The following is a 17,801-nucleotide window of genomic DNA, read 5'->3' on the forward strand; positions in this document are numbered from 1 at the left end:
TATTATACAACATTTTTTACAAATTGCAACCACTTTACATTTCTACTTTTACCCCATTTTTTGATAAAATAACCTCTTAACTAGGTAAAAATAAGAGACATAAACGCACGAGATTGGCGAAAATGGCTACACTAAAAAATAGTTCTGAGGATTAGTTCCCTAAATTGTGACGGGTAGGGCGTGTGGGTCTTTGGATAGGTTGGGGGAAGCGGTTAGTGAAAGGAAGTCTGGCGTCGAACACTCGTGGGGGATTAACCCCTCGCTGCGCTCACGCTTATATTGGGACTGTAATTCACTTCGTTCATAACACTCGTGAGGGATTAACCCCTCGCTGCGCTCACGCTTATATTGGGACTGTAATTCACTTCGTTCATAACACTCCCAACAAAAAGGATGCAACGTGTCTATCCGCTACATCCTAATCTTTTATTTATGCTTGTGGGCTGTTATCTTTAGCTTTCTCTTCTTTGTTCTCAAGCTCTGGTATTAAAACTTCTTTTTCTTCAGATGGCTGTTCTTCTTTTGTTTGTTTTTTTGCATCGCGTTCTAGTTCCTCTAACATTTCTTCCATGGAGGCATTGTCTTTTTTTCTTGAAGTTCTGTTTCTCGCGCTCGATAATTTCATCGACCATTTTCGTGAAATCTTGAGTTTTACCTTTGAGTGTTTCTTTGCCTTTTGCTGTCTTCTTCTCAAGTTCTGCCATTAATTCATCGAATGTTTGTGATAGTTCGCTTGTCATATCGGCCTGTTTCTTCGCAGTATCGGCTAAGTCACGTTGTTTTTGTGCTTCGTGATAGTCTGATACACTGCCCCAGCTCATATCATGGATAACTTTATCCATTTTTTCTGCTGTTTCTGTTGCATTCTTCTCCGCTGTTTCTGCTAAATATTGTGTTTTCAAGTTCTTCCATTTCAAGCGCATTTCGTGCATTCGTAATTCCAATTTATCTAGTTGATCTGATGCATTATCATAATGAGATTGTGTTGTTGTTAACTGCTCTTTATATTGTGCTACTTCTTCTTTTGCAAAGTTAGCCAGTTTTGTTTCGCCAGCTTCCTCTGCGATTCCTGCTTGATGCTCGCGTTTTTCGATGTATTTCTCGATTTCTGTGCATTCTTTATAGAATAAAGATTTCAGTTCGCGTTGTTTGTCTACTGCCCGTTCGATATCCTTCATTTCTTTCTTCGTCTGGTCCATGTAGTAGGATACAGAATTACGTTTCTTCTCATCGCGCTTTTCTTTCATTGTTTCCCAGTCGTTCGTAACCGCTGTTTTAAATTTATTAAAAAAGTTTGTCATTGTTTATTCCTCCAATTGTTTCGTCTATATTAATAGTCAAATGTATTCGGATTGCTAGGTTTGCGCTTATTTCTCATTAAGAAATAGACAATTGCAGCAATGATCACCACCGTTATAACACCTTGTAAATTAGATAAAATAACTAGTGCGCCAACGCCAATAAGTACACCGTATAGAATTTTCTCAGAGGTCGTATTTGCTATCATTAACTGCCTCCAGGCCCAAAAACCGAGTACAGCTCCAATCGCTGCCATAATTGCAGGCCACAGGAAAACAATGATTGCAATAATAAGTGCTGCGACTAATATTCCAATTATAATTCCTCTCATGACTTTGTCCTCCTCGCTTTACTATACAACTATCATAAAAGATATACGTAACTTCGGTAAGCTACTAGGGTTTGAACTTTTACTACAACTCGAGTCCTACTACAAAAAACTTTCTCTTACTCCCAAATTCTATAATTTTCATCTCGAAAAAGCAACTCAGTGTATAGGCAAATACCCAACTTCGCCGTTAAAAGCTCTATTCCGATGCTACACTATATGTATCTCTCATAGTATTGAAGATGCCGCTCTCCCCAATCTTCGGTCAATATATTCGTATACATACCTTCTTGTTTAAACTATTTCATTTATAACTATTTTTATTTTCAAACATAAGCATGACCGAAGTGAAGATCCATCTGCGTTTAGAAAATAATCATTTTTCGATATGCTAATATTAATAAATTCAAGGAATCTCTTGCATAAAAAAATCGTTTTCTATAATCTGAGTAACTATCCGTTTATTTCTTATTTTGATTTATTTATGACAAATTCTATCGATTCAGATTTTTATTTTTTATTTACAAAGGTTATACTCTGGTTGGGAGGTGATAAAACAAAAACAATTTATTCCACTTGTCATGGGAGGTGATTATTCACATATTAAAAAGGGATCTCCAATGTGTAAAGGTTACGGTTTTATGGGATGAACTGAAATAGAGGTGAAGGGGAATGAATAGCAGTATAGACAAATATTTAACCACCATTTTAGAAAGTTTGGAAGACGGTGGTTTATCATTAACAAATTTCAACAAAGCAAGTTCACAAATAGAGAGAAAAACAGATTTAAGTAAAGATATCATACTTTTAGTCCTCTACACATTGGAAAGCTACGGTTATGTTTTTCGCGTATACCATTTGGATGATACCAGCTACCAAATCACACCAAAGGGACAAAAATTAATAGAGAAAAGACGTCACTGAGATGAAAAAAAGCCTGTCGCCAACTGAAGATGTTTGGCGGCAGGTCTCAATAAATTGGTGTAATCAATCTCATTTCTTTTCTTGTTTTCGATTTTCATAATTAATGCTTGTCATTGCACCTTCTGAAACCATGTTATCCCCTTCTAGGTCCTCCATATCTTCTTTGCCCTCTTCAAATGGATCCAATGTTCGCTGATTTAAGATGGTGTATGTGACGATGCCACCGACTGCTCCGACGATAGAGCCAATCAATAACCAATTCCTCTTATTTTTCATTTCGCAACTCCCCTTCAAATATCTTCTCGTATGTTGTTCTATTTCCCACTCCAAAACAAAGATAAACAGCTTTACAAGAGCACTTGCTAAAAAAACTTATGCAAAACATATATGACATTAAATTTCTCTTACCACTTTTGCAGGGTTCCCAACAGCTAGTCTGTCAGATGGAATTGATTTTGTCACAACTGATCCAGCGCCAATAGTTACGTTATCTCCAATTGTTACTCCAGGTAATATGACAACATTTCCGCCAATCCAAACATTGTCACCAATAGTAATTGGTTTGGTAGTTGTGATATATCGAGTATGTGTTTTGAAATCAATAATTCTACTTTTGGCATCAATAGGGTGTTCTGAAGTATAAAGTTGAACGTTTGGGCCAAGCAAGCAGTTCTCACCAATTGTTATCAAGTTATCATCGATGAAAACACAATTATAGTTTATAAATGTATTTGCGCCAATTTTAATGTTATTACCATAGTCGCACATAAAGGGCGTCTCTATCCATGCACCATTCCCAACAGCACCTAAAAGCATCTTTAATATTTGTTCTTTATCGTCAATATTAGATGTATTATTAAGTGTAAGTAAATAATTTCTCGCTAGTTTATATCGCCCAATTAATTCTGCATCCCTAGAATCATAAGGTAACCCAGCCATCATTTTTTCTTTTTCGTTCATAAAAACACACTCCTCTCTTGTTTCGATAAAATTAATTGCTACTATCCCGTCTATATAAGAGCATTTTTACACTTTTATCAGAGCTAGGAGATATATTACAGATACTGTTAAAATAGCTAGATGAATCTCAATATTCATCGCAACTGCCAAAAATTAAATAGTATTAATAAAAAAAGCAATCTGCCTGTTGAAATAAATTTCAGACATATTGCTTTTTTGCATGATACGTTTACTCGCTTTCACACTCCATACTATTCTACCCTATGGGGCTCTAAAAGCACGGTTTCTTTCTTATATCCCAAACGAATCTTTTGGCTTCCGGACAAAACTTAGAATCGCTGCAATGACAAGCAGTAAACCAGGTACAAATCCTGCGACAACAAAGCCACCGATTGTTACAAGAATACCTGAAATTAAAAACATGAAACCAGCTAAAACAGGCTTCTTGTTCCCCGTGATACAAACAAGTCCTATAATTACTAAAACCGTGAATATAATGGCTGCAATCAAGGCCAAAATGGCATATGTATGTACCATATCGAGTATTTGTTTCGCACTAGGCACTTCCGATACTGGAATACCGGATTCTTTTAGTTGCTTGTAATAATCTTCAGTAAAGGTTTCCGCTCCGCCCGACTTGTTAATAGCTTTATCTAAAATAAAACCAATAGCTGTAAAACCAAACAGTGTCACCATACCAAACAGCATCCCAATAACAGATAGAACTACCTCTGCTGTACGTTTAATCATATTAAAACTTCCCTCATTTCCTACGTGTTTGTCTTTAAGTATACTATAAATTTACCCTACTGTAAAAATAAAGTACTATTTAAAATATGCTAGAAGATGCGTTTTCCTTTAAAAACTTGTATAATTTACATAGAAATGTTGTTATTTTGGAAAAGAGGATATAGACTATGTGGAAAAAAAGTTTATGGATGGGGTTTTTATCTGCTATTTTTGTAACGGCGTCGGTCCTAATTTTGATTCAATTACACGGGAACTACCCGAAAGTGAATCAAGGTGCGACACCGACTATTTTTATTCATGGGTATCGCGGGACAGATCGATCGTTGCATGGGATGATTCGCCGTTTTGATCAGAAGTATGATTGGGCGACAGATGCTTTGACGGTGAAAGTAAGCCCCACTGGAGATATCTCAGTAAAGGGGACGTATCCAAAAGATAAAGATAACCCGCTAATCAATATTGTTTTTGCGGATAACCGGGCGACGGTCACACAGCAATCACTCTGGACGAAGAAGGTTTTGCGATATTTAGAAGATACGTATAAAATTACAAAATTCAATGCGGTTGGTCATTCGATGGGTGGTGGTGCATGGGTTTCTTATCTTGCTTCTTACGCTAATAATCCTAACTATCCAGAAGTTCAGAAGATTGTCTTTTTGGCGGTTCCATTCTATCCTGAAGAATATGTAAACGGGGATCAAGAAGTAGATTTGGATAACGCAAGCATGATTCATACGAAATTTGCCAAACAAATGGAAGACAAGCTCAATAGCTCGACGCAAATCATGATTATCGGTGGTAATCTCGAAGACGGTTCCAACAGTGATGGAGAAGTGAAGATTGACAGTGTTATGTATGGAAAAACATTGTTTGCAAACCAAGAAGTGGAAGCACACACGCTTACTGGTCCCACTGCTAAACATAGTAATATGCATGAACTCCCTGTTGTCGATCATTATGTCGCTAAATTTTTATGGGGATTTAAGGAGTAGTTACACATGAAGAAAATTTTAACGGTCATTGCAGTCATTGCTCTATTTTTTATTGGTTTTAGTTTTATATTCGGTGCGCATGAAGCGGCGAAAGAGGATACGAAAAAAACAGCAACAGTGAAGAAAGCAGCCGCGGTGAATGATTCTGAGAAAGTGAAAACAATCGATGTACCGACATTGTTTCTTCATGGATATTCTGGGACGAAGAATTCGATGGGCCACATGATGAATCGTCTAGCGAGTAATGGGGAGGCAACGCGTTCTTTTGTCGTGTCTGTTACGCCTGAGGGTGTCGTAAATGTAACTGGTGAGTGGGATAAATTCGCAAAGAACCCGCTGATTCAAGTACTGTTTGAAGATAATAAAAGTTCCCTGACAAACCAGACCGTCTGGTTACAAAATGTCATGCGCAAATTAAAAAGCGAATATCATATTCCTACTGTTAATGTCGTCGGTCATTCGATGGGTGGCGTGGACTGGACGGGATATTTAGAAGAGGTTGGGAATAAACCCGACTTCCCTACTGTCAAAAAATTCGTCGCAATGGGCTCCCCTTTTAATGGACTAGAAATAGGTAAAGATGGTAAGACGGCTTATGATTTAACCGAAACTGGACCTGCGATGCAAACAGAACGTTTTGCTAATTTCATGACAAATAAAAAAGTAATTCCTACAACACTTGAAGTTTTAAACATTGCTGGTGATGTAGAAGATGGTACGAAGAGTGACACGAGTGTTTCGCTAGCAAGTGCCTTATCTGGGAAATTTATTTTTGATCAGGTGGCGAGTTATAAGGAACTTACGTTTACAGGGAAACAAGCACAGCACAGTAAATTACACGAAAATAAAGATGTCGACGCGGCTGTGAGTGAATTCTTGTGGCCGTCATCATGATGTATAAGAAAAGCGCTGAATCCAGAACGATTCAGCGCTTTTTTATGCTTTCTTTTGTTTCTTTTTGAACCCCCAAAAATTGCGGTTATTTAGTTCGCTCTCGTCCCCTCTTACGCCTAAAACGTCGAATAAGAACACAACGACTGGGATTCCTACAACTAACCCCCAAACGCCGAAGAAATGTTCTGAGAAGATAAGGATGATGAATGTGTAGAATACAGGTAAATCGGTTTTTGATGACATTAGTTTTGGATTTAAGAAATAGGTTTCGATGGCGTGCACGATAACAACAGTGATTAATATGACGATAACATCTGTAATTCCGCCGACCGAGTACGCAATAATGGATAGCGGAATGCAGGAAATGATGACTCCAGCTACTGGTATTAGTCCTAAAAGGAAAACCATAATGGATAATGTCAACACTTGTGGGAAGCCCATCGCGATGAGTGCAATTGTCGTTAAGAACGTATTGACAAGCGCGATTAAGAATTGTGCTTCTAGTACGACTCCGAATGTGCTGACGAATTTTTTGCCAAAGTAGGCAATTTCTCGGAACACTGGACCGATTTTGCTTGTTAAGAACTTGCTTGAAAATTGGACTACACGTTCTTGCTCAAGTGAGAAGAACAGGCTTAGAATCAATGCCATGAAGAATGATGCACCAATACTTCCGATACCGCTCAGTGAGCCAATAATGAATTTCAAACCAGAATTGATATAAGCTTTAATATTTGAGTCGTTAATAAGACCCATAACGTATTTAATAAAATCGTTGTTTCCTGGGTTATTGTAAAATTTCATGACTGCGTTGAATGTATAAATAATTTGCTCGATAATGATTGGCAAATAATGTGTTATCGCGATGTAAAGGAATATGACAATTAGTATGTATAATATCGTCACGATGAGCTTTCTTGGCACCTTTACCCACCGCAAAATCACTTTTTCCAACCGTGTAATTAAAAATGTAAAAATAAATGTGAGTAAGATTAAGTCAATCATACTCCTTACTAAATAAAGGACAAAAATGAGTAGCGCGAAAATCAGAACTCGCTGCAATCCTATATTTGCTTTAAATTTCTCCCATAGTTCTTCCACTGAACACCACTCCAATCGTTTTCTTTACCATTCTAGCATACTTTGCTTCTTTTCTGAAAAAAATATGTGGCCTTTTATTTTATTTTCCTCTTTACTTTTTTCTAAAAATCGCGTAATATATCCTATGAACCAATCATCCTACCTTTAAAGGAGTTTTAAAATATGCTACATAAATTAGAAAAAAAATCGTTGGTAGAACAAGTATATAGCCAAATTGAAGAGATGATTAAGCGTGGTGTTTGGGAAATCGGAGATCGATTACCGACGGAAGCGGAATTGATGGCGCAATTTGGTGTGAGTCGCAATACGTTACGGGAAGCAATTCGTGCACTGGCACATGTTGGTTTACTAGAAGTGAAGCAAGGTGATGGAACATTTGTTTTAACAACGAGTGAATTAAACGCGGTTTTGCAAAAACGGATTCAGAGTGCGGCTGTTTTGGAGATTTTAGAGGTTAGGCATGCACTGGATCGGGAAGCCGTTTCGCTTGCTTGTTTACGTCGCACAGAGGAAGATTTGGCGGAGATGGAGAAGTTTCGCGATCTTTGTTTTCAATATACGACAGAGAATAATTTAGAGAAGTTTGTGGAATCGGATTGGCAGTTACATCAGGCGATTACGGCTGCTTCTTATAATCCTTTACTTATCGATATGTACGCGCATTTATTTGAAGAGATTCAAATTTCGATTACGAGTACGACAGAAATGAACGATGCGAGCGCGGCTGGGCATAATGACTTGATTTTGGCTATTCGGAATCAAGATGCGGCTTCTGCGGTGCATTGTGTGGATATGTATATTTCGCACTTTAAACAAATTATTTTGCCGTAGAAAGGGGAATGAACTAGATGGGGGAAGAGCTTGTGCGTACACAAAAAAGCGTGAAAGTGAGAAGTCGGTTACTATTAATTATTGGCATTATACTCGTTGCATCGAATTTACGAGCGCCAATTACAGCAGTTAGTCCCCTGCTAAGCTATATGCGCGCTGATTTGCCACTTTCGAACACAATGACAGGGTTCTTGACGACGCTCCCTTTACTTGCTTTTGCAGGTTTGTCACCATTTGTATCGCAACTAGCACGAAAATGGGGCATGGAATTACTTGTCTTTTTGGCACTTTGCTTTATGGTATTTGGGAGTCTGATTCGACCATTCGGCGGAATTCCCGTACTTTTATTTGGTACCTTCTTGATTGGCCTTGCGATTGCAGTGGGTAATGTGTTATTACCGAGCTTAATCAAAAAAGAATTCCCGTTTAAAATGGGCTTAATGACTGGAATTTACTCAATTTCGATGAATGTCTCGGCGATGCTGGCTTCTGGACTTAGCGTCCCCATTGCAGTGAATGCAGGTCTAGGTTGGCAAGGAGCTCTTGTTATTTGGTCGGTGTTTGCGATTATTGCACTCATAGTTTGGTTACCGCAATTAAGATACAATACAAGAACTGCTCCAGTGTCTGCCGCTACGAAACCTAAAAAAAAAGAATATCTGGAAGTCACCGCTCGCTTGGAAAATTACAATTTTTATGGGTATGCAGTCTACTGTTTTTTATGTGATGGTAGCTTGGTTACCTGGTATTTTAATTGATCAAGGGATTGCAAGTGCGCAGGCGGGATTCATGTTATCGATTTTGCAACTTGGGATTTTACCGTTTACGTTTATTGTACCGATTATTGCTAGCAAAATGAAGTCACAGCAGCCGATTGTGATTGTGATGTGCTTGTTGTTGCTCGCTGGAACGAGTGGCTTAATGTTTGGCTCTGGGCATATCTGGTTAACCACAGCTTCCGTATTCCTAGTCGGGATTGCTTCGGGAACGGCATTTAGCGTTTGTATGATGTTCTTTAATTTACGAACGACAACAGCAATTGAGGCTGCAGATTTGTCTGGTATGGCGCAATCGATTGGTTACTTGCTTGCCGCAGCAATGCCAACTTTATTTGGGTTTCTACATGATTTGACGAGTGGTTACACGATTCCGTTAGGGATTTTGGTTTTCGCTACATTACTACTGTTTATTACTGGTTTAGATGCAGCTCGGGATAAGAAAGTATTTTCTAAATAAAGAAATCCGCCAGATGGCGGATTTCTTTATTTAGTGATATAAGCCCAACGGAAACTATACGGAGCGCCAAATAGATGTTTAACAACGCCTTTTACGTATGGTTTTTCCAGAACTGCTGTCGCGTTTTGATATAGTGGTGCAATGGCTGCATCATCGTCAAGCAGGACTTTTTCGGTTTGAAGCATGGCTTGCCAACGAGCTTCTGGATTTGTGGCTAATGTTGTCGTGATGTCTGTTGTTAGTTTATCGTAGGCTGGGTTGGAGTAGTCCATGTTATTATAGTTGTTGTCTGTTTGCCAGCTCGCGATGTAAGTCATTGGGTCTTTGTAAGCCGGTGCCCAACGTGATAGTTGTACGGTGTAGTCTTGGGTTTGGTCTAGTGCTAGTCGATTTTTGTATGGGACTGTTTTTAATGTGATGGTAAGGCCTTTTAAGTTCGTTTGTAGTTCGCTTTGGATGAATTCTAGGGTCTTCTTCGCGAACTCTTGGTCATCGCCGACAAGCTCAAGTGTGATACCTTTTTTTCCGAGCTGTTGTTGCGCTTTTGCAAAATTGGCTTGAGCGGCTTTGACATTGTAAGTTAGGTGGTCGCCACTGTCTTCGCGGAAGTCTTTACCTGTGTTTGGATTTTGTGCAAAGCCTTTTGGAATTTCACCGTTGATTGGTGTGGCTCCGTTTGCAATGACTGTGTCAGCTAATGCTTCTTTATTGATTGCTTGGGCAATTGCTTTTCGTAAATAGAGGTTGGCTACATCGGTCGGTTTGCCGTCGCGCTTTTGATTGAATTTAAGCCAATAGACGTAGGAATCGGGTTCTGCAATGAACTCTTGGTTATCTTTGTACTGGCTTGCATAGTCGCCTGTCAATGGTGCTCGGTCGACTTTACCTGTATTGTAGAGATTTACTGCTGCACCGGGCTCTTTGGCTACTTGTACGTCGATGCGGTCTAATTTGACATTGCTTTTATCCCAGTAGTCGTCATTTTTTTCGAACTTCCATGATTTGCTTGTGCCAGACCAGTCTTTCATCGTGAATGGACCGTTATAAATCATATGGTCAGAATCTTTCGCAAAGTCTTTGCCTTCTTTTTTCACGTAGCTTTCTTTTTGCGGGTAGAATGGACCGAATGTTAGGAGTGAATTGAAGTACGGTACTGCTTGCGTTAGGTTGATTTGGAGCGTTTTGTCGTCCAGTGCTTTGACGCCGAGTTCGGTTGGGTCTTTTTTACCGTCTAGGATTTCGCTCGCGTTTTGGACGATGTCGCGGTATAAGAAGGAATATTGGGCTCCTGAAGTTGGATCTACGACTTTGCGCCATGCGTAGATGAAGTCATTCGCTGTCAATTCGGACCCATCTGACCATTTAGCGTTATCGCGAATTTGAATCGTGTATGTTTTTTGGTCTTCGCTTATTTTTGGCATTGCGCTTGCTGCTGCTGGAATAATTCGGTCGTTTTTGTCTAAGGTGTACAGCCCTTCAAATACTTGATTCATTGCGGTAAAGCTTACGCCGTCGGTTGCTAGAGTTGTGTCCATCAATGGAATTTCTGTGGATTCAATGACGCGCAGGACTTGTTTGTCACTGGCTTCACTTGTTGTGTCTTTTCCCCCACCGCCACATGCGGATAAAATGAGTGCGCTTGCTAGCAAGATTGTGCCTAGTTTATATCTTTTTTTCATCTGTAGCTCCCCTTTTTTGTGTGAATATGTCTATCATACATTATTTTCTCTCTGAAATAAACACTTATTTCTAAATTGTCCGAATTGTTTTATTTATAACGTAAAAAAGGGACAAGTCGAGACTTGCCTCTTTCTAAACTAAATTTGTTTTGTTTCTTCGTACTCTTTCTTGATGTCAGCCAGTAGTTTTTGGTCTGTATAAAGTTCCAGCGCCGTTAAAGCGATGAGTTTCGCGCCTTTAATAAGAGCTTGGTCGCCGACTTCCGATCTAGCGGCTTCACGGAATTCAACTGTATGCCCAACCAAATCGCTTGGTCCGATTTTAATGTACGGATGAATCGTTGGTAGAACTTGGCTGATGTTTCCTGCGTCTGTAGAACCAATGCCACGGCTATCTGTTTTTACTGGCTCATCTAATTGTTCGGCAATACGTGCAAAGACGCGATTGAATTGTTTGTTGATTAGAAAATCATCCACACCGTTTTGAATGTTTGTTACTTTGAATGTTGTACCAGTTTGAATCGCCGCACCTTCTGCTACTTGAATCACACGTTTCGTTACTTCGTCCAGGTGATGACGTTTGGCAGCGCGTGTGAAGAAACGAGCTCTCGTGTAATCAGGAACGATATTTGGCGCTTGACCACCGTCTAAAATAACGCCATGGATGCGTACATCAGATGTGACGTGTTGCCGTAAAGCATTCACACCATTATAAAATTGAATCAGGCCATCAAGGGCATTAATACCGTCTTCTGGATTTGCGGCTGAATGGGCTGGCTTGCCGAAAAACTCGAATTCTAACACATCAACCGCTAAGGATGGTGTCGTCAGCGCAGAATCATTGGATGGATGAATCATTAGTGCCGCATCAATGCCTCGAAGCAAATCATGTTTTACAAAACTTCCTTTGGCACTGCCGTTTGGCCCGCCTTCTTCGGCTGGCGTTCCAAGCACAATTACTTCACCGCCCACTTCGTCAATCACTTCGGCCAGAGCAATGGCTGCCGCGACACTTGTTGTTCCGATAATGTTATGGCCGCATGCGTGACCGAGGCCAGGTAAAGCGTCATACTCTGCTAGGAAAGCGACTGCCGTTCCTGGTTTACTTGCTTTTTTACGGGCGATAAATGCTGTTTTGTGGCCTGCAACATCTAGTTCTACTTCAAAACCTGCTTGTTGCAAAATATCTGCCAATTTCTCGCTAGCGTAGAATTCTTCATTTCCGATTTCAGGGTGATCATGAATGTCATGACTTACTTCTATATAAAAGTCTTTATGTGAATCAATATTCGTTTGGATTGTCTTTGCTAAATCGAATTTTTGTTTGTACCATTGTGCGGATACCTCCTGCTTTTTAATTTTTCGACCAGGTTTCTTTATATTTCGCTAACTCATCAAGTGGAATGAATGCTGGGATTGAGCTACCTTTATATGTTTTTTCGATAAATTGTTTCATTTCATCGGAATGGTAAATTTTCACGATTTTTTGTAAAGCTTCGCGTTTTGTGTCGCCTTTGCGTACAGCGATGATGTTGATATATGGTTTTGCTGTGTCGGACTCTAGGAAAATAGAGTCATTTAGTGGATCCAGTTTGGCTTCAACTGCTACGCCATTATTAATGGCAGCTGCATCCACGTCATCTAGTGCGCGCGGGATTTGACCGGCAACCATTGGCTTGATGTCTAGTTTTTTCGGATTTTCTTTTACTGCATCTGGTGAGCCTTTACCGTCAAAATCATCAGCTAACTTGATTAAACCTGCTTCTTGTAAAAGTAGTAATGCGCGGCCATAGTTCGTGCTATCATCTGGAACTGCAATTGTTGCACCGTTTTTAATATCTTTAATGTCTTTTACTTTGTTCGAATAAATCCCCATTGGTGCGATAACTGTTGATGCAAGTGGTTCTAAGTCTAGTTTGTTTTCTTTAATGAAATCGTCGAAATAAGCGATTGTTTGAAATGCATTGGCATCTAGGTCTCCATCCGCTAAAGCACGGTTTGGTAATACGTAGTCGCTGAATTCTTTTAGTTCAATGTTGATACCTTCTTTTTCAGCTATTTTCTTAATTTCCGGCCATGTACGGTCTCCAGCACTTACGCCAATAACTAGGCTCTTCTCGTCGCCGCTTGCTTTTTCATCGCTGCCACCACATGCTGTAACAACAACTGCTAATAATGCTAGGGTTAAAACTAAAATTAATTTTTTCATAAACCAAAACTCCCTTTTATATAATTTTTTAACGTCTGCGAATTTTGCGTGAGATAAAGTTTCCGAGTGATTGGACACTTTGGACGATGACGACAAGAATGATGACTGTGACTAGCATTGTGATATTGTCGTAGCGTTGATAGCCGTAAGTGATAGCTAAATTCCCGATACCACCTGCTCCAACAACGCCTGCCATTGCGGTGGCTCCAACCAATCCGATTGTTGCTGTCGTTAATGTTAAGATGAGTGAGCTTAAACCTTCTGGCAACATGAAGCGCCAAATGATTTGCCATGCGTTTGCACCCATTGCTTGTGCAGCTTCGATAATGCCTTGATCAACCTCTAAGAGCGAGTTTTCCACAAGTCTGGCAATGTATGGTCCTGCATAGAAAACAAGTGGTACAATCGCTGCTTTCACGCCTATCGATGAATCCACGATAAAGCGAGTAATCGGAATTAACGCAACCAGCAAAATAATAAAACGGCACGGATCGCAAAATGTTAATAATGGGGTTCAAAATATTGAAAATCACTGTGTTCTGTAAAATATGACCTTTTCGTGTTACAACGAGAAGTACGCCGAGTGGAATCCCGATGATGCAGGCGAAAAGGAGTGACCAAGTGACCATATAAAGTGTTTCAGTAAACGCTGTTAGCAGCTGCTCCGTTGTAACTTCCATCGACAGTCACCTCCTCTAGTTTGACATTTTGTGTGGCTGCATACTCGTATGCTTTCGCGATTTCGGCAGCATCTCCTGTGACTTCGACAATCATGTATCCGAATGCAATATCTTGAATTTCAGAAATATTCCCACTTAAAACACTGACATTTACACCAAATTGTTTTGCAATATTCGATAGTAATGGATTTCCTGAAGATTCGCCAACGAAAGTAAATTTCCAAACCGTTGCGTTATGATTCTGAATAAGTTTCCAAACGCTTGCTGGAATATCGTCATTGATAACTGTTTTAACGAAATTCCGAGCCGTTTGACTTTTTGGATTAGAAAAAATATCGAATACGTTACCTTCTTCAATCACTTTACCACCTTCCATCACGGCTACGCGGTTACATATTTCGCGAATAACAGACATTTCGTGGGTGATAAGTAGAATTGTAATATTGTATTCTTTATTGATTTTTTTTAGTAATTCTAAAATGGCACCTGTTGTTTCTGGATCGAGAGCACTCGTAGCTTCGTCGCAGAGCAGGACATCAGGGTTTGTGGCTAACGCTCGAGCGATGCCGATGCGTTGTTTTTGCCCGCCGGATAGTTGATCTGGGTAGTTTTTGGCTTTATCGGCAAGACCGACGAATGCCAATAATTCCATGACACGTTTCTCGCGCTCTTTGCGATTCGTATGTATTAATGCAAGCGGTACCGCGATATTATCGAATACGGTTTTTGAATTCAGCAAGTTAAAATGTTGGAAAATCATTCCGATTTTTTTTCGTTCTGCGCGTAAATCTTTCGAGCTTAAGCTAGCTAAATCCGTTCCTGCAATTGTTACTGAACCTGTCGTTGGTCGCTCCAGCAAGTTCACTGTGCGAATCAAAGTACTCTTACCAGCACCACTCAAACCAACAACGCCGAATATGTCTCCTTTTTCAATGGTTAAGCTGACACCGTCTAGTGCAGTAATTTCTTTGCCACCACTTTTGAATGTCTTTGTTACGTCTTTAAATTCAATCATTTTCTCACTCCCCCAAGTTGTCCGAACCTTAACACAAAAAAATCTCCCCTTAAGTCAATAAGAGGAGATTCTAATCCAAACATCTATGTACCGAATAATTATACAGTCATATTAATGCAGTCTTTGTCGTCCCACCTTATCTATCAAGCACACATAATGCTTGTTGGAATTGGCACAGTATCAAAATCTGATCTGTTGCCGAGGTTTCGTAGGGCCAAATCCCTCCACCTCTCTGGATAAAATGTGTAAGTCGTTATTTATTTTTTATAACTATATCGTTTATTTCGGATACTGTCAACTACTTTTTCAAAATTTCTTGGTGGCTTATTGCTTCTTGTTGCGCAACTGCTCGAGCTTGGCGGCAATTCTTGCTTTATTTTCAACGGTGGCTTGTGTGTCTAGTGTAATCTTTTTGCCTTGAATGATAACAGAGCTGCCTTCGTGAATGCCTGCTGGTAATTCTGCTTGTGGCATCGTCCATGTTTGTTGGTTCGGTTCGAGTAGAAAAACCGCTTTTCCGTCTTCTACTCGGTCTAAAATCGCTTTTTTCATCTTGATTCACCTACTTTACGGTTGCTTTGCCTTGTGCTTTAATTTGCCGTACAATGCCTTGACCGATGCCGTTGATTTTTTTGAGGTCGTCGATGCTGCGGTAAGGTCTTTCAGCGATGATTTTATCAGCTAAAACAGGGCCGATACTTGGTAAATATTGCAGTTGTTCGACGGTAGCTGTATTGATGTTGATTTTGTCAGGCATTGGAACGGATTCGCCAGGTTCTTCTGTTTTTTGCTTGCCGTTATCGTTTCCTGGAGCTGGTGTGCCTGATTTCTCTGTTGCTACGTGAAGCTGTTTACCATCTGTTTCAATAGTTACTGTGCCTTCCACATCGGTGCCGTATGTCTTAATATCGCGGTCTTTTAGCCATTGAATAACTTCGCGGTGCGGATGACCGTAAGAATTGCCTTTTTCTGCAGAATATACGGCTACTTCTGGTTTCACAGCATCTAAAAAGTATGGCTGGTTCGATGTCGAGGAACCATGATGTCCCAAATCTAAAATCTGCGCGTCCAGTTTCAAGCCACTGTCCACCATCTCACGTTCACGCCCTTTCTCCGCATCTCCCGTGAAAATCGCCGCCATATCTTTGTATGTTAAACGAATCGCAATCGAATCGTTATTCGCGTTATCCGAAAGCTTGTCTGGACTCAACACTTGAATGCCAAAAGGTCCAAATGTCGCTTTCTCACCGCGTCGTGGTTCTTTATACTTCGCATCCGAAGCCAGCGCCGCGTCAATAACCCGCTCATAAATCGAGCTGTTAAAAACAAGGCCATCCATCCAAATTTCTTTCGGTTTATACTGCTTAATGACTTTGTCCGCGTTACCAATATGATCGGAGTGCGGATGTGTCAAAAGCAACAAATCAATCTTTGTAATATTCGCCTTCTCTAAATACGTCAAAATCCGATTATCATCATGACGGCCTGTATCAATTAAAATCGTCGTGCCGTCATCGGCTTGAATTAGCGTACTATCGCCTTGCCCCACATCAAAAAACGTGAATTTCGCACCATTCAGTGTGCTTTCTGTCATACTTGAAGATGGTGTGTTATTCGAGCATCCACTAAGTAGCGCCAACATAAAAATCGTCGCGATGCTCCATAATGTTAATTTCTTCAAAATCTCAACTCCCTGTTTCTATCTCTTTAGAATAGCAGAATCGTTGCGGGGAGTAAATAGGTGCGCCACAACTTGGGTGATTTCCATTCAAAAAACAGGCCCCAATTCTGGAACCTGTCAGCCTTACTTATTTTACTTTCTCGAAAAATTTAAAAGTTACTTCTTCGCTTTTAGGATTATAGTCAATTACCCAATCGTGGTCTTTGAAATACCAGTAATCGTGGTCTTCTACGTAGAATAAAATATCGTCGATTTGGTGTTGCAATGCCACTTCTGTAGGTTTCTCGGCCACCAATCCAATCGAAAATCCTGGATGGAGCGAGCTATTTGAGCCACCATATTTTGCGAATAGTCTGATTCCGTTTCCATCGCCCGTGTTAAACTCATTTCTAAACCATTGTTGTGCTTGATCGCTTACTTCGATTTGCATTGTCATCACTCCTCTTCCTCTTTCAATTACTGCAAGAATAGCAGATATCTATACATTTCGCATTATTTTTGCTTACAGAATAGATAATTTCTATTTACCACCGTTTGGCTGCGTTGAAACTTATATTATGAAATTTCAGTTATTTATGAACGTAGATACAAGCCTTCTGTTTTACAAATATGTTCCAAGAATTCGCGCGACTCCTCGTTTTCTATGAGGCAAACAACATATAAGTCAGAGAAAAATAAAATGATTTGGAGATCACATAAATAAATCGCAACATATGTATAATCACGGAATGCTTGTTGAAATAAAGGAAGCAAGTCGATTTGTTTTTCTGGCTTTTCGTTGCGAGTCCTCCGATGAAAATAGCGCCAGTTCTTTCTTGGCTTTGCAAGATGAACAGTTCCCATCGCATCAGCAGGAATCGCCACAATATCTGTCCCATGTTTTTTGAGCAGTGCGTCACTCTCCACATATGTATCATGACTGTATCCCATAATTGTTAGTATTACTTTTAAGAAGCGTTCTTCGTATACTTTGTGTGCCGCTATGTCCTCTTTTTGCTTAGAGCGATAGTACACATTGAAATAGCTGTCGTATATATAGGCGTTCATCATGGCTTTTGGCAGAAAATCAATGCCATAAACCTTGTCTTCATTTTCTTCAAAAATATCTAAAAGCGCGACGCCTTCATCGCGTATGGTTGCGATATTTTGGAATGAGAATTGTTCTATAAAATGGTGCTTGTCCGTAGACATGTCTTTCCCTCCGATATAAAAGATGCAAAGC

Annotated in this window: 17 protein-coding genes, 3 pseudogenes and 1 riboswitch; of the genes and pseudogenes, 5 read left to right on the forward strand and 15 right to left on the reverse strand. The window is 40.0% G+C overall.

Annotation, left to right across the window (positions count from 1 at the left end; translation table 11 throughout):
• Nucleotides 1-430 precede the first annotated feature (430 nt).
• Nucleotides 431-1,301 (reverse strand): annotated as a pseudogene (locus tag PRIP_RS09675) (PspA/IM30 family protein).
• A 29-nt stretch (nucleotides 1,302-1,330) separates the two neighbouring features.
• Nucleotides 1,331-1,630, reverse strand: coding sequence for a lmo0954 family membrane protein (locus tag PRIP_RS09680; RefSeq protein WP_036101000.1), 300 nt, complete (start codon nucleotides 1,628-1,630; stop codon nucleotides 1,331-1,333).
• Between the two features lie 669 nt (nucleotides 1,631-2,299).
• Between PRIP_RS09680 and PRIP_RS09685 the strand changes: the two genes are divergently transcribed.
• Entirely contained in the window at nucleotides 2,300-2,551 is a 252-nt protein-coding gene (locus tag PRIP_RS09685) for a DUF3116 family protein (RefSeq protein WP_052008848.1), read from the forward strand.
• 69 nt (nucleotides 2,552-2,620) lie between these two features.
• On the opposite strand, the gene PRIP_RS09690 is transcribed toward PRIP_RS09685, so the two are convergent.
• The 3 genes from PRIP_RS09690 to PRIP_RS09700 all read right to left on the reverse strand — a co-directional run bounded on the left by PRIP_RS09690 (nucleotide 2,621) and on the right by PRIP_RS09700 (nucleotide 4,261).
• Nucleotides 2,621-2,827, reverse strand: a complete 207-nt coding sequence (locus PRIP_RS09690; protein ID WP_036101001.1) for a hypothetical protein — start codon at nucleotides 2,825-2,827, stop codon at nucleotides 2,621-2,623.
• A gap of 117 nt (nucleotides 2,828-2,944) precedes the next feature.
• On the reverse strand, nucleotides 2,945-3,511 hold the full coding sequence (locus PRIP_RS09695; protein WP_036101002.1) for a sugar O-acetyltransferase: 567 nt from the start codon (nucleotides 3,509-3,511) through the stop codon (nucleotides 2,945-2,947).
• Nucleotides 3,512-3,802: 291 nt separating this feature from the next.
• Nucleotides 3,803-4,261, reverse strand: a complete 459-nt coding sequence (locus PRIP_RS09700) for a DUF4064 domain-containing protein (protein ID WP_036101003.1) — start codon at nucleotides 4,259-4,261, stop codon at nucleotides 3,803-3,805.
• A 167-nt stretch (nucleotides 4,262-4,428) separates the two neighbouring features.
• Between PRIP_RS09700 and PRIP_RS09705 the strand changes: the two genes are divergently transcribed.
• Both PRIP_RS09705 and PRIP_RS09710 read left to right on the forward strand, forming a co-directional pair.
• A complete protein-coding gene (locus PRIP_RS09705) occupies nucleotides 4,429-5,253 on the forward strand; it encodes an alpha/beta hydrolase (RefSeq protein ID WP_036101004.1) in 825 nt (274 codons plus the stop codon).
• 6 nt (nucleotides 5,254-5,259) lie between these two features.
• The gene (locus tag PRIP_RS09710) at nucleotides 5,260-6,147 is read left to right on the forward strand and encodes an alpha/beta hydrolase (protein ID WP_036101005.1); all 888 of its coding nucleotides are present in this window, start codon (nucleotides 5,260-5,262) and stop codon (nucleotides 6,145-6,147) included.
• A gap of 42 nt (nucleotides 6,148-6,189) precedes the next feature.
• Here PRIP_RS09710 and PRIP_RS09715 read toward each other — a convergent pair whose 3' ends face one another.
• A complete protein-coding gene (locus tag PRIP_RS09715) occupies nucleotides 6,190-7,248 on the reverse strand; it encodes an AI-2E family transporter (protein WP_052008849.1) in 1,059 nt (352 codons plus the stop codon).
• Between the two features lie 162 nt (nucleotides 7,249-7,410).
• Here PRIP_RS09715 and PRIP_RS09720 point away from each other — a divergent pair, with 162 nt between their 5' ends.
• Both PRIP_RS09720 and PRIP_RS09725 read left to right on the forward strand, forming a co-directional pair.
• Complete coding sequence (locus PRIP_RS09720) at nucleotides 7,411-8,079, forward strand: FadR/GntR family transcriptional regulator (protein WP_036101006.1); 669 nt, start codon at nucleotides 7,411-7,413, stop codon at nucleotides 8,077-8,079.
• A 17-nt stretch (nucleotides 8,080-8,096) separates the two neighbouring features.
• Nucleotides 8,097-9,315, forward strand: a pseudogene (locus PRIP_RS09725) (CynX/NimT family MFS transporter).
• 26 nt (nucleotides 9,316-9,341) lie between these two features.
• Here the strand turns inward: PRIP_RS09725 and PRIP_RS09730 are convergent.
• The 9 genes and pseudogenes from PRIP_RS09730 to PRIP_RS09770 all read right to left on the reverse strand — a co-directional run bounded on the left by PRIP_RS09730 (nucleotide 9,342) and on the right by PRIP_RS09770 (nucleotide 17,770).
• Nucleotides 9,342-10,994 carry a peptide ABC transporter substrate-binding protein gene (locus PRIP_RS09730; RefSeq protein WP_036101007.1) on the reverse strand — a complete coding sequence of 551 codons (1,653 nt, stop codon included), beginning with the start codon at nucleotides 10,992-10,994 and terminating at the stop codon, nucleotides 9,342-9,344.
• A 138-nt stretch (nucleotides 10,995-11,132) separates the two neighbouring features.
• The gene (locus tag PRIP_RS09735; protein WP_036101008.1) at nucleotides 11,133-12,353 is read right to left on the reverse strand and encodes a M20 family metallopeptidase; all 1,221 of its coding nucleotides are present in this window, start codon (nucleotides 12,351-12,353) and stop codon (nucleotides 11,133-11,135) included.
• Nucleotides 12,349-13,203 (reverse strand): MetQ/NlpA family ABC transporter substrate-binding protein, encoded by an 855-nt coding sequence (locus tag PRIP_RS09740; protein ID WP_036101009.1) that lies wholly within the window; start codon nucleotides 13,201-13,203, stop codon nucleotides 12,349-12,351. Before PRIP_RS09740 ends, PRIP_RS09735 begins: the two co-directional genes overlap by 5 nt.
• A 28-nt stretch (nucleotides 13,204-13,231) precedes the next feature.
• Nucleotides 13,232-13,883, reverse strand: a pseudogene (locus PRIP_RS09745) (methionine ABC transporter permease).
• Nucleotides 13,843-14,898, reverse strand: a complete 1,056-nt coding sequence (locus PRIP_RS09750; RefSeq protein ID WP_036101010.1) for a methionine ABC transporter ATP-binding protein — start codon at nucleotides 14,896-14,898, stop codon at nucleotides 13,843-13,845. Before PRIP_RS09750 ends, PRIP_RS09745 begins: the two are co-directional and overlap by 41 nt.
• 133 nt (nucleotides 14,899-15,031) lie before the next feature.
• Nucleotides 15,032-15,141, reverse strand: a riboswitch (SAM riboswitch).
• Nucleotides 15,142-15,222: 81 nt separating this feature from the next.
• Entirely contained in the window at nucleotides 15,223-15,450 is a 228-nt protein-coding gene (locus tag PRIP_RS09755; protein WP_036101011.1) for a DUF3006 domain-containing protein, read from the reverse strand.
• Between the two features lie 10 nt (nucleotides 15,451-15,460).
• Nucleotides 15,461-16,582 carry an MBL fold metallo-hydrolase gene (locus tag PRIP_RS09760; RefSeq protein ID WP_149023806.1) on the reverse strand — a complete coding sequence of 374 codons (1,122 nt, stop codon included), beginning with the start codon at nucleotides 16,580-16,582 and terminating at the stop codon, nucleotides 15,461-15,463.
• 124 nt (nucleotides 16,583-16,706) lie between these two features.
• Nucleotides 16,707-17,009, reverse strand: coding sequence for a HesB/YadR/YfhF family protein (locus PRIP_RS09765; RefSeq protein WP_036101013.1), 303 nt, complete (start codon nucleotides 17,007-17,009; stop codon nucleotides 16,707-16,709).
• Between the two features lie 143 nt (nucleotides 17,010-17,152).
• Nucleotides 17,153-17,770, reverse strand: coding sequence for a hypothetical protein (locus PRIP_RS09770; RefSeq protein ID WP_036101014.1), 618 nt, complete (start codon nucleotides 17,768-17,770; stop codon nucleotides 17,153-17,155).
• Nucleotides 17,771-17,801 lie beyond the last annotated feature (31 nt).

Origin of the sequence: Paenilisteria riparia FSL S10-1204, assembly GCF_000525995.1 — a bacterium.
GTDB lineage: Bacteria > Bacillota > Bacilli > Lactobacillales > Listeriaceae > Listeria_A > Listeria_A riparia.

Bases quoted from the DNA above. Each gene is read 5' to 3' on its own strand.
- PRIP_RS09680 (WP_036101000.1), bottom strand. From the start codon at position 1,630: ATGAGAGGAATTATAATTGGAATATTAGTCGCAGCACTTATTATTGCA.
- PRIP_RS09685 (WP_052008848.1), top strand. From the start codon at position 2,300: ATGAATAGCAGTATAGACAAATATTTAACCACCATTTTAGAAAGTTTG.
- PRIP_RS09690 (WP_036101001.1), bottom strand. From the start codon at position 2,827: ATGAAAAATAAGAGGAATTGGTTATTGATTGGCTCTATCGTCGGAGCA.
- PRIP_RS09695 (WP_036101002.1), bottom strand. From the start codon at position 3,511: ATGAACGAAAAAGAAAAAATGATGGCTGGGTTACCTTATGATTCTAGG.
- PRIP_RS09700 (WP_036101003.1), bottom strand. From the start codon at position 4,261: ATGATTAAACGTACAGCAGAGGTAGTTCTATCTGTTATTGGGATGCTG.
- PRIP_RS09705 (WP_036101004.1), top strand. From the start codon at position 4,429: ATGTGGAAAAAAAGTTTATGGATGGGGTTTTTATCTGCTATTTTTGTA.
- PRIP_RS09710 (WP_036101005.1), top strand. From the start codon at position 5,260: ATGAAGAAAATTTTAACGGTCATTGCAGTCATTGCTCTATTTTTTATT.
- PRIP_RS09720 (WP_036101006.1), top strand. From the start codon at position 7,411: ATGCTACATAAATTAGAAAAAAAATCGTTGGTAGAACAAGTATATAGC.
- PRIP_RS09730 (WP_036101007.1), bottom strand. From the start codon at position 10,994: ATGAAAAAAAGATATAAACTAGGCACAATCTTGCTAGCAAGCGCACTC.
- PRIP_RS09740 (WP_036101009.1), bottom strand. From the start codon at position 13,203: ATGAAAAAATTAATTTTAGTTTTAACCCTAGCATTATTAGCAGTTGTT.
- PRIP_RS09750 (WP_036101010.1), bottom strand. From the start codon at position 14,898: ATGATTGAATTTAAAGACGTAACAAAGACATTCAAAAGTGGTGGCAAA.
- PRIP_RS09755 (WP_036101011.1), bottom strand. From the start codon at position 15,450: ATGAAAAAAGCGATTTTAGACCGAGTAGAAGACGGAAAAGCGGTTTTT.
- PRIP_RS09765 (WP_036101013.1), bottom strand. From the start codon at position 17,009: ATGCAAATCGAAGTAAGCGATCAAGCACAACAATGGTTTAGAAATGAG.
- PRIP_RS09770 (WP_036101014.1), bottom strand. From the start codon at position 17,770: ATGTCTACGGACAAGCACCATTTTATAGAACAATTCTCATTCCAAAAT.